General features: G+C 37.5%; 14 protein-coding genes and 1 other annotated feature. Of the genes, 13 read left to right on the forward strand and 1 reads right to left on the reverse strand.

The window, feature by feature from the left end; translation table 11 throughout:
• Positions 1 to 21: 21 nt before the first annotated feature.
• From ftsA to ileS, 12 genes are all read left to right on the forward strand, one after another.
• The gene (gene ftsA / locus ACEVFT_RS07580; RefSeq protein WP_205441838.1) at positions 22 to 1,305 is read left to right on the forward strand and encodes a cell division protein FtsA; all 1,284 of its coding nucleotides are present in this window, start codon (positions 22 to 24) and stop codon (positions 1,303 to 1,305) included.
• A 53-nt stretch (positions 1,306 to 1,358) separates the two neighbouring features.
• A complete protein-coding gene (gene ftsZ / locus ACEVFT_RS07585; protein ID WP_205441840.1) occupies positions 1,359 to 2,516 on the forward strand; it encodes a cell division protein FtsZ in 1,158 nt (385 codons plus the stop codon).
• A 182-nt stretch (positions 2,517 to 2,698) separates the two neighbouring features.
• Entirely contained in the window at positions 2,699 to 3,532 is an 834-nt protein-coding gene (locus tag ACEVFT_RS07590) for a sigma-E processing peptidase SpoIIGA (RefSeq protein WP_342442653.1), read from the forward strand.
• 13 nt (positions 3,533 to 3,545) lie between these two features.
• Positions 3,546 to 4,253 (forward strand): RNA polymerase sporulation sigma factor SigE, encoded by a 708-nt coding sequence (gene sigE / locus ACEVFT_RS07595; RefSeq protein ID WP_009373518.1) that lies wholly within the window; start codon positions 3,546 to 3,548, stop codon positions 4,251 to 4,253.
• A gap of 114 nt (positions 4,254 to 4,367) precedes the next feature.
• Positions 4,368 to 5,141, forward strand: coding sequence for an RNA polymerase sporulation sigma factor SigG (gene sigG, locus ACEVFT_RS07600; protein ID WP_004227313.1), 774 nt, complete (start codon positions 4,368 to 4,370; stop codon positions 5,139 to 5,141).
• A gap of 128 nt (positions 5,142 to 5,269) precedes the next feature.
• On the forward strand, positions 5,270 to 5,512 hold the full coding sequence (locus ACEVFT_RS07605) for a PRC-barrel domain-containing protein (protein WP_225340754.1): 243 nt from the start codon (positions 5,270 to 5,272) through the stop codon (positions 5,510 to 5,512).
• A 119-nt stretch (positions 5,513 to 5,631) separates the two neighbouring features.
• Complete coding sequence (locus ACEVFT_RS07610) at positions 5,632 to 6,336, forward strand: YggS family pyridoxal phosphate-dependent enzyme (RefSeq protein ID WP_393949104.1); 705 nt, start codon at positions 5,632 to 5,634, stop codon at positions 6,334 to 6,336.
• The gene (locus tag ACEVFT_RS07615) at positions 6,320 to 6,817 is read left to right on the forward strand and encodes a cell division protein SepF (protein WP_205441846.1); all 498 of its coding nucleotides are present in this window, start codon (positions 6,320 to 6,322) and stop codon (positions 6,815 to 6,817) included. Before ACEVFT_RS07610 ends, ACEVFT_RS07615 begins: the two co-directional genes overlap by 17 nt.
• A gap of 20 nt (positions 6,818 to 6,837) precedes the next feature.
• Complete coding sequence (locus ACEVFT_RS07620) at positions 6,838 to 7,119, forward strand: YggT family protein (RefSeq protein ID WP_205441848.1); 282 nt, start codon at positions 6,838 to 6,840, stop codon at positions 7,117 to 7,119.
• Between the two features lie 199 nt (positions 7,120 to 7,318).
• On the forward strand, positions 7,319 to 8,107 hold the full coding sequence (locus tag ACEVFT_RS07625; protein WP_342442655.1) for a YlmH family RNA-binding protein: 789 nt from the start codon (positions 7,319 to 7,321) through the stop codon (positions 8,105 to 8,107).
• 95 nt (positions 8,108 to 8,202) lie between these two features.
• On the forward strand, positions 8,203 to 8,727 hold the full coding sequence (locus tag ACEVFT_RS07630; protein ID WP_131521621.1) for a DivIVA domain-containing protein: 525 nt from the start codon (positions 8,203 to 8,205) through the stop codon (positions 8,725 to 8,727).
• 96 nt (positions 8,728 to 8,823) lie between these two features.
• Positions 8,824 to 9,048 (forward strand) — a binding site (T-box leader).
• Positions 9,049 to 9,160: 112 nt separating this feature from the next.
• A complete protein-coding gene (gene ileS / locus ACEVFT_RS07635) occupies positions 9,161 to 11,929 on the forward strand; it encodes an isoleucine--tRNA ligase (RefSeq protein ID WP_393949106.1) in 2,769 nt (922 codons plus the stop codon).
• 102 nt (positions 11,930 to 12,031) lie between these two features.
• Here the strand turns inward: ileS and ACEVFT_RS07640 are convergent, their stop codons facing one another.
• Positions 12,032 to 13,237 (reverse strand): helix-turn-helix domain-containing protein, encoded by a 1,206-nt coding sequence (locus tag ACEVFT_RS07640; RefSeq protein ID WP_205441861.1) that lies wholly within the window; start codon positions 13,235 to 13,237, stop codon positions 12,032 to 12,034.
• Between the two features lie 202 nt (positions 13,238 to 13,439).
• Between ACEVFT_RS07640 and ACEVFT_RS07645 the strand changes: the two genes are divergently transcribed.
• Positions 13,440 to 13,775 carry a DUF485 domain-containing protein gene (locus tag ACEVFT_RS07645; protein ID WP_205441863.1) on the forward strand — a complete coding sequence of 112 codons (336 nt, stop codon included), beginning with the start codon at positions 13,440 to 13,442 and terminating at the stop codon, positions 13,773 to 13,775.
• Positions 13,776 to 13,787 lie beyond the last annotated feature (12 nt).

Raw genomic sequence — 13,787 nt, forward strand, 5'->3', positions numbered from 1 at the left:
TTTTCAAGGAGGTGCAGCGAATTGAATCATCAAGATTTATACATTTCCCTTGATATTGGGTCCTCCTCTGTCAAGGTATTAATAGGTGAAATGAGTGACGGGCAATTACATGTAATTGGCGTCGGAAATGTAAAGTCGAATGGAGTTCGAAAAGGTGCAATTGTTGATATTGATGCAACAGTACAATCTATTCGAAAAGCAATAGAACAGGCTGAACGTATGACAGGTTATCAAATCCATGAAGTCGTTTTAGGCGTTCCAGCTAACCAGACGATGTTACAGCTAGTTAAAGGTGTTGTCGCTGTAAATAGTGAAAATAGAGAAATTACAGATGATGATTTAGACAGAGTGGTAGAATCTGCACAAGTCATGTCAATACCTCCTGAACGTGAATTAGTTAACATCATTCCAAGACAGTTTATTGTAGACAACCTTGATGAAATAAAAGATCCTCGTGGTATGATTGGCATCCGTCTAGAAATGGATGCAACAATGATAACAACATCCAAAACGCTTTTACACAATGTTCTTCGCTGTGTCGAGCGAGCGGGTTTAAGTATACGAGAAATATATTTGCAACCATTAGCATCAGGCTACTTTGCATTAACAGAAGATGAAAAAAACCAAGGAACTGCCTTTATTGACTTAGGTGGCGGATCTACAACAATCACAGTATTTGAAGAGGGATTATTAACGCATACGGGTGTCATACCAGTTGGTGGTGATCATATAACGAAAGATATTTCAATCGTTTTAAAAACACCAACAGAACAAGCAGAACAAATTAAACACCAGTTTGGACATGCCTTCTATGATGACGCTTCTGATGACGAGCTCTTTGAAGTGCCTGTCGTAGGTACAGATTCTACTGATCAGTACAGCCAACGCTATATATCGGAGATTATCGGTGCTAGATTAGAAGAATTACTAGAGTTAGTTATTGATGAATTAGCACGTTTAGGTGTTAGAGATTTACCAGGTGGAGTTGTTTTAACTGGTGGTGTTGCAAAGCTTGAGGGGATTGCCCAATTAGCACGTCAAATTCTACAAACGCGTGTTAGAATCTATACACCCGATTATATCGGTGTTAGAGAGCCTTCATTTGCGACGGCAGTTGGACTTATTCGTTACGCCTATTTAGAAGATGATTTTTACGGTAAAAGTACGAATACGCAGCCTGTTGAATATGCAGTTGTAGGGGCTCAACCAGCTATAAGCAAAAAGCAAGAGTATTCTGCACCTTCAGAACCAAAAGAAAGCGTAATTGGGAGAGCAAAAAAATTATTTGATAAGTTTTTTGATTAACTAGAATGCGTAATGAATGATACAGAGTCGAGTTACCGTGGGAGGAAAAAGATATGTTAGAATTTGATACAAGTGTTGATGAACTTGCAGTAATAAAGGTCATAGGTGTTGGTGGCGGCGGTAACAACGCTGTCAATCGAATGATAGAACATGGTGTACAAGGTGTTGACTTTATCGCGGTTAACACGGATGCACAGGCATTAAATTTATCCAAAGCGGAAGTGAGGCTACAAATTGGGGCTAAATTAACGCGTGGATTAGGTGCAGGTGCAAATCCTGAAGTAGGAAAAAAAGCTGCAGAAGAGAGCAGAGAACAGCTAGAAGAGGTTTTACGAGGTGCAGATATGGTATTCGTGACTGCTGGTATGGGCGGTGGAACGGGTACTGGTGCAGCACCAGTGATTGCACAAATTGCACGTGAATTGGGAGCTCTTACCGTAGGTGTTGTAACACGTCCATTCACTTTTGAAGGTCGTAAGCGTCAAACACAAGCAATCGGTGGAATTGGCGGTATGAAAGAATCTGTGGACACACTGATTGTGATACCAAACGACAAGCTATTACAAATAGTTGATAAATCAACGCCAATGTTAGAAGCCTTTAGAGAAGCCGATAATGTTTTACGTCAAGGTGTACAAGGTATTTCAGATTTAATTGCTACACCTGGTCTTATTAACTTAGACTTTGCAGACGTGAAAACGATTATGTCTAACAAAGGTTCAGCCTTAATGGGAATTGGTATCGCAACAGGCGAAAACCGAGCTTCTGAAGCGGCGAAGAAAGCTATCTCAAGTCCATTGCTTGAATCATCCATTGATGGCGCTAAAGGTGTTCTTATGAACATCACAGGTGGTTCGAATCTTAGCTTATTTGAAGTACAAGAAGCGGCAGATATCGTAGCTTCAGCGTCAGATGAAGAGGTAAATATGATTTTCGGTTCTGTCATTAATGAAAATCTTAAAGATGAAATCATTGTTACGGTCATTGCGACAGGCTTCACAGAGGAAGCTTTACAGCAACAACGCCCTACAGCAAAACCGACACTTAACATGAACAGACAATCTGCTCCACAGCAACAAGCACCAATTCGTGAACAACGACAAGAAATGCATGTTCAACATGAGCAGCCACGTCAAAATCAGCAAAATTATGCACAGGATGACATGCTTGAGGTTCCTGCATTTTTACGTAACCGCAAAAATCGTGGTTAACTAACTTCTAAAAAGCTCGTATTTTACATATGTAAAATACGAGCTTTTTATATTGGCTGTCATGATGTTCAAATGTGTAAGGAAACCATGTTTTTTGTCAAAACATTTTTAGGAAATGATGCGATTGTTTGACAATATTTGTGGGAGTAACGTGCTAACTTTGTAAGTAGGAGGCGGCTGTTATGTATGGAGAATGGCTGGTGCTCATTAATACGCTTTTTAATCTAGCGATACTCACGTTTACGGCAAGAGTAACAGGAGTCCTTGTAAAAAATTCAAGATTATTAATGAGTTCTATTTGTAGTAGTTTTGTAGCTGTCATTGGCGGTCAAATGCTGTGGACGACAATTCTTAGTTTTATATTGTTAATTGGTATAGCGTTTCACTTCAAGATTCGAAGCTTTCAGAAGCAAGGACCGATTGTATTAACAGCAACGATCGTTATTGGCGGATTGTTAACAGCTCTACAACCTTTTTTAAAAAATCTTTCTGCCACCCATTTCATTATGATTTGCTTTTTGCTTGCCGTTTTAAATCTTGTTGCATTTTATAAGCAATGGGGTTTTGTAAAGTTAGAACGCTTAAGTGGTCAATTTGTATTTGATACAACTTTAACAATCTTTGGGGCAAAGATACCACTTTCTGCCTTTGTAGACACAGGAAATCAAGCCATTGAGCCATTATCAGGAAAACCGGTTCATTTTGTTTCCTATACTGCTTTGAGGCCACATTTACCTTCAGCGTTCCGGGAATCATTAATGGAATGGCAAGAAACAGATCCGTACAATGTATCTATGTTTTCAGAAGATTATCAGCGTTATATACGATTTATTCATGTCAATACAGTACAACAGCAAACCGTTGTCCTTGGTTTTCGCTTTGATGAGTGGCATATAAAGGGGGAGCCATCGCAAGTGAAAATGAATGAATATATCGTTTTAACCAAAAAAGCTAAAAATTTTCCACACAGCACAGCAGCAATTTTACATTTTTCAGCGCTTTCAAATAACTCATAGAGGGGGAGAACTATTGCTTCTTAGGCTACTTGCTAGCTTGAAAAAATTATGGAGTAAGTTTCGGAGTCGTGAAACGTACTATATAGGGGGAAATGATTCATTGCCAGTGCCATTAAGTCGAGAAGAAGAAGTTACAGTCATTGCATCCTTTATGAACGGTGATTTACGAGCTAGAGACACACTAATTGAACGTAATTTACGTCTTGTTGTTTATATTGCTAGACGTTTTGATAATACGGGAACGCCAATTGAAGATTTAATTAGCATTGGCTCCATTGGCTTAATAAAGGCGATTGAGACGTTCAATACGGATAAAAATATTAAGCTAGCAACATACGCATCACGCTGCATTGAAAATGAAATTTTAATGCATTTACGAAAAACAAGTCGTATGAAGGGTGAAGTTTCCTTAGATGAGCCACTAAACTCTGATGCAGATGGAAATGAATTATTACTGTCAGATATTTTAGGAACAGAAGAGCATATTATTCTAGACAATGTGGAGAAGAAAATTGAACGTCAGCACATGTTCCATGCTATTAATTTACTAGGTGCGCGTGAACGATATATTATGGAATGTCGCTTTGGTCTCAATGGAAAAGTTGAAATGACACAAAAAGAAGTGGCAGATCATTTAGGCATATCGCAATCATATATTTCCCGTTTAGAAAAGAAAATTATTCAAGATTTACGTGAAAATTTAAATCAGCCAATTTCGTAGAAAGGGAAATTTAACCTACCTAAAATTGGTCGCAGCTTTTTTGCATATTCTTGTTTCTCTCGGACAAACTGATGTCACGGTTTAGTCAGAGAATAACATCCGGAGGAATCGAATATGCGAACAAAAGTAGATCTTTGCGGCTTAGATACATCGACTTTGCCAATTCTAAAGCACGAGGAAATGAAGGAACTCTTCATCCGGTTACAAGCTGGAGAAACTGAGATTAGAGAAGAGCTTGTCATGTGCAATTTAAGGTTAGTGCTTAGTATTGTTGGTAGATTTGCCTATAGAGGTGAACAGGCAGATGATTTATTTCAAGTGGGCTGTATTGGCCTCATGAAAGCCATTGATCATTTTGATTTAAAGCATAATGTACGATTTTCGACATATGCTGTACCAATGATTATTGGTGAAATTCGTCGCCATCTGCGTGATCATCATGCATTGCGTGTATCTCGCTCTCTAAGAGATATAGCTTATAAGGCAATGCAGGCAAAAGAGCAATGGATAACCGATAATTTGCGTGAACCAACGATTGAAGAAATTGCTGAGATGATTGACATGAAAAAGGAAGATGTTTTATTTGCTTTAGATGCCATTCAAGATCCAGTTTCATTACAAGAGCCCATTTATTCAGATGGCGGAGATGCTGTTTATATGATGGACCAATTACGAGATGATGATGTATCTGAGGATCAATGGGTTGCCTATGTGTCGGTAAAGGAAAGCTTGCAAAAGCTAGATGAACGTCAGCAAATGATCGTTGCCAAACGATTTTATTATGGAGAGACCCAAACTGAAATTGCCAAAGAACTTGGGATTTCTCAAGCACAAATTTCACGTCTTGAAAAAAATGCAATTGAAACAATGCAAAAAGATTACAAATAAAAAAATGCGCATCGTATTATTCGGTGCGCATTTTATCTTCATTCAATCAACAAGTGATACATAAATATAAAGTAACAGCAAAGTTTGATGGTAGAAATGAATGTACGAAAGTAAACAATAGAGGAGGTATGTCATTGCGTTTTTCGATGTTACAACAAAAAGAAGTCATTGAAGCAGGAAATGGACGATTTATAGGCTTTGTGATAGATGCCGAAGTATCAAAAGAAACGGGCTATGTGACAGCATTTTTGATTGCAGAGCCTCGCAAATATCTTGGTTTTTTTAAAGGCGAAGAGTCTGTGAGAAAAGTCTATATGAAGGATGTGCTTGTCGTTGGCAAGGATGTCATTTTAGTCAAAGCACTTTCCTAAAACATATGGTCAATAAAATTGTGAGGATTGTATGCTGACATAGGTCAGGCTATTCATTGATAAATCAAGCATTGCTTGTTACAATAAAAGAAACTATTGTTGTAAAGTTGGGAAAAACAGTGACAAAAATCTTAACAAATTTAAACAAACTAAATGATTTAATAACAGCAGCAGAAAAAAAAGGGAATCGTGAGGGCGATAAAGTCCAAATAATTGCGGTGACGAAGGAAGTTTCTGTTGAAAGAACGCAAGAAGCAATTGAAGCAGGACTCACTCATTTAGGTGAAAATAGACCAGAAGGTTTACATCGTAAAATTACTGAGATTCATGCTGATGTACACTGGCATTATATTGGGTCGCTTCAAACACGTAAAGTAAAACAAGTGATTAACAGCATTGATTATCTACACTCCTTAGATCGTTTGAGTTTGGCAGAAGAAATTGAAAAAAGAGCAGATCAACCTGTTAAATGTTTTGTACAAGTAAATGTTTCTGGCGAAGATTCAAAACATGGTTTAACTATCGAAGAAGTTTTGCCTTTTGTAGAAGCCTTAAAAGGTTTTACAAAGATTCATGTTGTAGGTTTAATGACAATGGCACCAAACACCGAAAACGAAGCAATCATTCGCTCTGTTTTCAAGCAATTAAAACAATGTCAACAGCAAATAGCCGAGCAAGGATTCGCACACGCACCTTGTACCGAGTTATCAATGGGCATGTCTAATGACTTTGAAATTGCGGTAGAGGAAGGGGCTACTTTTGTTCGAGTCGGAACGGCTCTTGTTGGAAATGAAAGAGGGGAACAGGATGAGCATGAAAAATAAGATTAAAAACTTCTTTTACCTTGAAGAAGAATTAGAAGAAGAAATCACGCAAGCTCCTATTCAGCAACAACAACCCATACAACAACAGCAACCGATTCATTCAGTAAAGCCTAAAAAAATGATGAAAGAACGTAAAGCACCTATTCATGAAATTGTGCCACAAAGTTCAGCAACTCCTAATAACATTGTCAGTTTGCAGGCAGCTATGAGTTCTAAGGGAGCAAAAGTTGTTTTAATAGAACCCAGAGTTTATGCAGAAGCACAGGATATCGCAGAGCATTTAAAAAATAAGCGTGCAACAATCGTTAATTTACAACGTATTGAACGAGAGCAAGGTAAACGCATTATTGATTTTTTAAGTGGCACAGTCTATGCTCTTGCTGGGGATATTCAACGTATCGGTAAGGATATTTTCCTGTGTACGCCAGATAATGTAGAAGTGACTGGTGAAATTACAAACTTTATTTTAGACGATAATTAATAGCGAGGATTGTAGTTTATATGACTTTTCTTTTAATACTTAGTTATGTATCATTAGCATTTAAGATTTATTCATTTATGCTAATTGCATATATCTTAATGTCTTGGGTGCCTGCCGCTCAAAATTCAGCCATTGGTCGAATGCTTGAAAAAGTATGTGAGCCATATTTAGGGATTTTCAGGAAGTTTATTCCGCCGCTTGGTATGATTGATATTTCTCCAATTGTGGCCATCTTTATGCTGAATTTTATAGAAAGAGGGCTTTATATAGTCATTCAGAAAATATATTTTATGTTCGCTTAGAAGTAAATCCTCACGTTTTAGTGGGGATTTTTTATTTATTTTGATGCAGCATGAAGCATCAAGTAAAAAAGAATTACTCCGCTACTAAAGCGACTAATAAAAAATTTTTAAAACAATGATGTCCAAACGTCATTAATTGGGAATACTAAGTTTCCAACTAACAAAGCAAAACGGAACTAGTGAAAGAGGAGACAACAAGATGGAACACTTAATCCAGCATTTTCGAAAAGAAGAACAACCCTTTATTGAACAGGTAATAAGTTGGCAGCGTGAGGTGGAAGATCGTTATGCGCCTAAACTGACAGATTTTCTTGATCCAAGACAACGTTTTATTGTGACATCTATTATCGGGCAGGATGATACGCTGAAAACGGCATGCACAGGTTTATTTGATGGAGCAGAAAGGCAGCGTATGCTCATTTTTCCTACTTACTACGAAGCGACAGAAGAAGACTTTCAGTTGGTGGCATTTACGATTCAATATCCTGTGAAATTTGTTCAATTACGACATCCTGATGTTTTAGGTGCATTGCTATCATTAGGTTTAAACCGTGGTAAATTTGGTGATATTCGAGTTAATGATTATCAGGTGCAATTCATTGTAGCTCAGGAGGTAGCAGAATATGTTCGTTTACATTTAACGGGTATTGGTAAAGTAAAGGTGCATATTGAGTCTTTAAAAGAAGCGGATTCCCTTATTGTAAATGAGGAAGAATGGTTGGAGGAATCTCATACGGTATCTTCGATGCGTTTAGATGTAATTATTGCGACTGTCTTAAATGTATCACGCCAAAAAGCTCAAGCTTTCATTACTGGGAAAAAAGTACGTGTTAATTGGACAGAACGAGACACAGTTGCTTTTGAATTACAAGAGGGAGATATTTTATCGATACGAGGAAGTGGTCGTGTGAAAATTATTATGACTGAAGGCCGAACAAAAAAAGATAAAATCCGTCTACAAGTCGGTCGATTGGCCCAAAAAAGCTGAAAGTGAAGTAAATTTCATTAATTTTTACTGCTAAGTTGTCGGAACAATTGTATAATAGGAATTACGAATGTACATGTAAAGGAGAGAAGGATTGTATGCCATTATCACCTATTGATATACATAATAAGGAGTTTACAAAAGCCTTCAGAGGCTATGCTGAAGATGAAGTAAATGAATTTTTAGATCAGATTATTAAAGACTATGAAATTCTGCTTCGTGAAAAAAAAGAAGTTGATAAACAATTAGAGATGGCCTTAGAACAAGCGAGACATTTTAACTCCTTAGAAGAAACTTTGCAGAAGTCTATTGTCGTTGCACAAGAAGCGGCTGATGAAGTGCGAAGAAACTCTCAAAAAGAGGCGAAGCTCATTGTAAAAGAAGCTGAAAAAAATGCTGATCGAATTGTCAATGAAGCTTTGACGAAGGCTCGTAAGGTGACGATTGAAATTGATGAGCTTAAAAAGCAATCTAAGGTATTCCGTAATCGTTTCAAGATGCTTGTAGAAGCACAGCTTGATTTACTTAATGCAGATGACTGGGATCATTTGCTACAATATGATATTGATTTAACAGAAATTCAAGCATCTGTTGAGGAAGCACAGGATTCTGAAGATATTTAACTTTTCTTTTTAATTGTTGCAATTGACAAATGAAACTTGACGCGATTGTTTGAATTTCATATACTTTGTAATAGTAATTATTTTGAACAGATATGCATAAAAGCAGAGACGAAGACAGTATTTGTTAGGCGTTGTTAAGCGATTTGGGGACAGTGAGAGCCCAAACATACAACTAGCATTGAACATCACTTCTGAGCTAAATAACTGAAAAAAGTAGGTTATTTCGTGATGCACGACGTTAAACGTGCTTTTAAGAGGTAGTGCAATTTTTTTGTGCTACAAGTAGGGTGGTACCGCGAGTAGAAGCTTCTCGTCCCTTAGTGGGATTGAGGGCTTTTTTTGTTTGTTCCCGAATCGTTTTAGATAAGTTTGCCAATAACTGTCGTATGAGAAAAATGTCTACCTGTTTATGTAAAATAAAGGAGGAATTTTAATGGTTGAATACAAAGATACTTTATTAATGCCAAAAACAGATTTCCCAATGCGTGGAAACTTACCGGCAAATGAGCCAAAAATGCAAGAAAAATGGAATGCTATGGATATTAACAAATTACAAATGGAGCGTACGGAAGATCGCCCAGAATTTGTTCTACATGATGGCCCTCCATATGCCAATGGTGATATCCACATCGGCCATGCTTTAAATAAAGTATTGAAGGATATGATTACACGTCATCGTTCCATGACTGGCTACCATGTGAATTATATTCCAGGTTGGGATACACATGGTTTACCAATTGAGCAAGCATTGACGAACAAAGGTGTAAAGCGTAAAGAAATGTCAGTAGCAGCATTCCGCCAACTTTGTGAAGAGTATGCGTATGAGCAAATTGACAATCAACGTACACAATTCCGTCGATTAGGCATTCGTGGGGATTGGGAAAATCCTTATATTACGTTGAAGCCTGAGTTTGAAGCACGTCAAATTGAAGTATTTGGTAAAATGGCCGAAAAAGGTTATATCTATAAAGGATTAAAACCAGTTTATTGGTCACCATCTTCTGAATCTGCTCTAGCGGAAGCTGAAATTGAATATAAGGACATCAAATCACCGTCCATTTATGTAAGCTTTGCTATTAAGGATGCAAAAGGTGTTGTACCAGCAGACGCAAAATTTATTATTTGGACAACAACACCTTGGACATTACCAGCAAACTTAGGGATTTCTTTGAATCCTGATTTTGTCTATGTCGTAGTTGCGGTGGCTAATAAAAAATTCATCATCGCCAAAGAATTATTAGAGTCAGTGGCAAATACGCTTGGATGGGAAGACTATGAGGTTGTACAGGAAGTAAAAGGTGAGGCACTAGATCGTATTGTAGCACAGCATCCATTCTATGATCGTGAATCTCTTATTATGGTAGGCGAACACGTAACAGCTGAAGCGGGTACTGGTTGTGTTCATACAGCACCAGGACACGGGGAAGACGATTATCATATTGGTAAACAGTATGGTTTAGGTATTCTTAGCCCTCTTGATAATAGTGGCTGTTATTCAGATGAAGCACCAGGCTTTGAAGGCGTGTTTTATAATGATGCGAACAAACTAGTAACAGAAAAACTAAAAGAAGTAGAAGCGTTAGAAAAGCTTGATTTCTTTACGCACTCATACCCACATGACTGGCGTACGAAAAAGCCTGTTATTTATCGTGCAACACCTCAATGGTTTGCATCCGTTGAAGCATTCCGTGGAGAGTTATTAGAGGCTGTAAAAGCAACAGCATTTACACCAGCTTGGGGAGAAACGCGTCTTTATAATATGATTCGTGATCGTGGAGACTGGGTAATTTCACGTCAACGTGCTTGGGGTGTGCCGATTCCGATTTTCTATGCTGAAAATGGTGAACCAATTATTACACCTGAAACAATTAGTCATGTCTCAGCATTATTCCGTGAGCATGGATCAAATATTTGGTTCCAAAAAACAGCAAACGAATTATTGCCAGAAGGCTTTACACATCCAGGAAGCCCGAACGGCGAATTCACAAAAGAAAATGATATTATGGACGTATGGTTCGATTCAGGTTCATCACACCAAGGTGTACTCGTAGAACGTGGCATGAAATATCCAGCTGATCTCTATTTAGAGGGCTCTGACCAACACCGTGGTTGGTTTAATTCATCTCTTATTACATCTGTAGCGATTAACGGCTATGCACCATATAAAGGACTTTTAACACATGGTTTCGTTCTTGATGGTGAAGGACGTAAAATGAGTAAATCTTTAGGGAATGTAATTATCCCACAAAAAGTAATGGATCAGTATGGCGCAGACATTCTTCGTTTATGGGTTGCCTCTGTTGACTATACAGCAGATGTGCGCATTTCTATGGATATGTTAAAGCAAGTATCTGAAGTGTATCGTAAAATTCGTAATACATTCCGTTTCTTACATGGTAATATTGCTGATTTCGATCCTAAGAAAGATCGTGTAGCTTATACAGAGCTTCGTGAAATGGATCAATATGTGTATATGCGCTTACAAGATGTCTTAAAAACTGTACGTGCTGCATATGATCGCTATGATTTTGCTGCTGTCTATCATGTAGTCAATAATTTTGTTGCTGTAGAGTTATCTTCATTCTATTTGGATATTGCAAAAGACGTTGTCTATATTGAGGGTCATGACAATAAAGATCGTCGTGCGATGCAAACAGTTATTTATGATACATTAATGACATTGGTTAAAATCATGACACCAATTATCCCACATACAACAGATGAAATGTGGTCTTACCTAAATGCTCAAGGTATTGTAGAAGAGGCTTCTGTTCAATTAACGGACTTCCCAGAGGTAGATGTTCAAGCGAATTTTGACAGCCTACGTACAAAATGGGAAAAAATCATTGATGTACGCGATGATATTTTAAAAGCATTAGAGGAAGCACGTAATGCGAAAACAATTGGTAAATCACTTGAAGCAAAAGTGACTGTCTATGCAAAAGAGGACATTGTCGCATTATTGAACGATGCCAACATTGACTTTGCACAACTTTCCATCGTTTCAGCTTTCGAGGTAGCTGCCATTGAAGAGGCGCCTGCTGAAGCTTTAGCACTTGAGCATGTTTCCATTGCTGTTGAGAAGGCGACAGGTGAGAAATGTGAGCGTTGCTGGTCAATTTCTGAAACAGTTGGTGCAAATGAGGCACAACCTACAGTATGCGCTCGCTGTGCAGAAGTTGTAGAAAAATATTACGTGTAATGCTATGAAAAATAAGAATCTGCATTCTCATGTAGATGATAAGCAAGTCTCCTTGATGGGGGCTTGCTTTTTTTCATGAGGTTTTTGCAGATTCTTTCTAGATTATTTAAATAAAATTTCTGTCGTATTGCGGTAGTCTGTTGGAGAGATTCCTACATATTTTTTAAAGGTTAAACTATAGTAATTTGGTGTATTAAAGCCACAGGTGGAGGAGATTTTTTCTACGGTGTAGTCGTACTTGCGTAAAAAAGGTAAGGTTTTGATAATGCGCGTATAAGCAACATAGTCAACGAAATTGCGACCCGTTTCTTTTTTAAATAGTCTACTAAAATGAGTTGGGCTAAAGCTAATATATTTTGCAACATCACGTATGGTCAGCTGTTCGTCATAATGTTCTTCAATATACTGAATAGCTTTTTGAAGCTGCTCATGCTTTGTTAAATCTTCGTAATACCTGATGTGAATGTTATGGATAGGTGGTTTTCTACGTGCTTTTCTAGCCTGACTATAGGATTCCTTCACATGCATAGCATCCTGAAATACACCACCAATCCCCATAAATAGATGAATAGAGTGGTCCTTTTTTAGTGTCTCGATCACCTCTAATAGACAGGCTTCACCCTCTGCCCAATGTTTAAAAGAGTTGTACTCAGACGGAATTCGCATAAGAAGTAGTAAATAGCGTTCAAAATGTAAAAAGGATAATGGGGCCTTGTCAGCAAAGTATTGGCGAAAAACGGTTGTAATACTACTACTCGCATCATGTGGGATAGCCCTCTTATCATCTCCATCAATATAGCCCTGAATTAAAAATACAATATTAGGAATACAGCTTGTCGATAAAAATGATGCGGATTGTATAATTTCTTGTTCATCGTCAATTTCTCCACGGATCAGACGTTTTAAAAATGCTTCCCTGAACGGAGAGGTATGTTGTTGGGATACTTGTTGTGATAGCTCAAGCATTGTGAGTGTACTTGCTTTTTTTTCCTGATAGGATGTGTACAGTTTTTTTACGATTCGTAAAAATTTTGATTTTTGTAATGGTTTTATGAGAAGTGCAGGTAAAACTAATTCAATTGCTATACCAGTCGAGTAGGTGAGGTGTTCTGTAACAAACGGGACAATTATACTATTAGGATAGTTTCTTTTTAAGCGATTAATTTTTACCCAATCAAATAACCGGTTTACTTCATAGACAATAATGACCTCATCTTCTGGCTTAGGCATTTTACATTCCTCTAAAGCGTTTGGTAAAACCTCTTTTAACCATTCACTCATTTGCTGCTTGTCAAATGAGCTTTCCATATACCATACCACCTTTAAAATGCTACCAGCCTCCTACGAATAAAAAGATAAAAATATTTTAACTTAAAATAGCAATTTTTTGTACTAATACAGCAAAATTTTATATCTATATTGAAGTTGAAATAGAATAGAATAATTGTAGTGAATAATAATTTGAAATTTCAGACAATTATTTACTGATACGAAAAGGGGGAGTTGGCTTATGGCGGAAGTAGGCAGTCATGATTATGACTATGTAGAAGCAGGAACAGTTGATGTGAAAGATCTACCACCTTTAGATGCAACAACAAACAAAATTATGAAAGATGAATTTAAAACAGGTTTAGGTTTATCGATATTTTACTTTATTGTGATTTTTAGTATCCCTATTATGAATTGGTTTGCGCCAGCATTTGCATTCAAGAGGATCTGGGGTGGTATGACAGTCACATGGTTTGTGACAACAATTGTGATGATGGCTATGGCATTTATTATTGCATATGTTCACACTGCTATGTACGAGAAACGACTAAAAAAATACGATATAGCAAATAAGTAGTTGGAATAAAGG

Source organism: Lysinibacillus sp. PWR01 (assembly GCF_043359455.1).
GTDB classification, from domain to species: Bacteria; Bacillota; Bacilli; order Bacillales_A; family Planococcaceae; genus Lysinibacillus; species Lysinibacillus fusiformis_F.

Excerpts from the sequence above, each read along its gene's own strand:
- ACEVFT_RS07625 (WP_342442655.1), top strand. The coding sequence starts at position 7,319 with ATGGAACACTTAATCCAGCATTTTCGAAAAGAAGAACAACCCTTTATT.
- ACEVFT_RS07605 (WP_225340754.1), top strand. The coding sequence starts at position 5,270 with ATGTCATTGCGTTTTTCGATGTTACAACAAAAAGAAGTCATTGAAGCA.
- ileS (WP_393949106.1), top strand. The coding sequence starts at position 9,161 with ATGGTTGAATACAAAGATACTTTATTAATGCCAAAAACAGATTTCCCA.
- ftsZ (WP_205441840.1), top strand. The coding sequence starts at position 1,359 with ATGTTAGAATTTGATACAAGTGTTGATGAACTTGCAGTAATAAAGGTC.
- ACEVFT_RS07640 (WP_205441861.1), bottom strand. The coding sequence starts at position 13,237 with ATGGAAAGCTCATTTGACAAGCAGCAAATGAGTGAATGGTTAAAAGAG.
- ACEVFT_RS07590 (WP_342442653.1), top strand. The coding sequence starts at position 2,699 with ATGTATGGAGAATGGCTGGTGCTCATTAATACGCTTTTTAATCTAGCG.
- ACEVFT_RS07615 (WP_205441846.1), top strand. The coding sequence starts at position 6,320 with ATGAGCATGAAAAATAAGATTAAAAACTTCTTTTACCTTGAAGAAGAA.
- ACEVFT_RS07630 (WP_131521621.1), top strand. The coding sequence starts at position 8,203 with ATGCCATTATCACCTATTGATATACATAATAAGGAGTTTACAAAAGCC.
- ACEVFT_RS07620 (WP_205441848.1), top strand. The coding sequence starts at position 6,838 with ATGACTTTTCTTTTAATACTTAGTTATGTATCATTAGCATTTAAGATT.
- ACEVFT_RS07645 (WP_205441863.1), top strand. The coding sequence starts at position 13,440 with ATGGCGGAAGTAGGCAGTCATGATTATGACTATGTAGAAGCAGGAACA.
- sigG (WP_004227313.1), top strand. The coding sequence starts at position 4,368 with ATGCGAACAAAAGTAGATCTTTGCGGCTTAGATACATCGACTTTGCCA.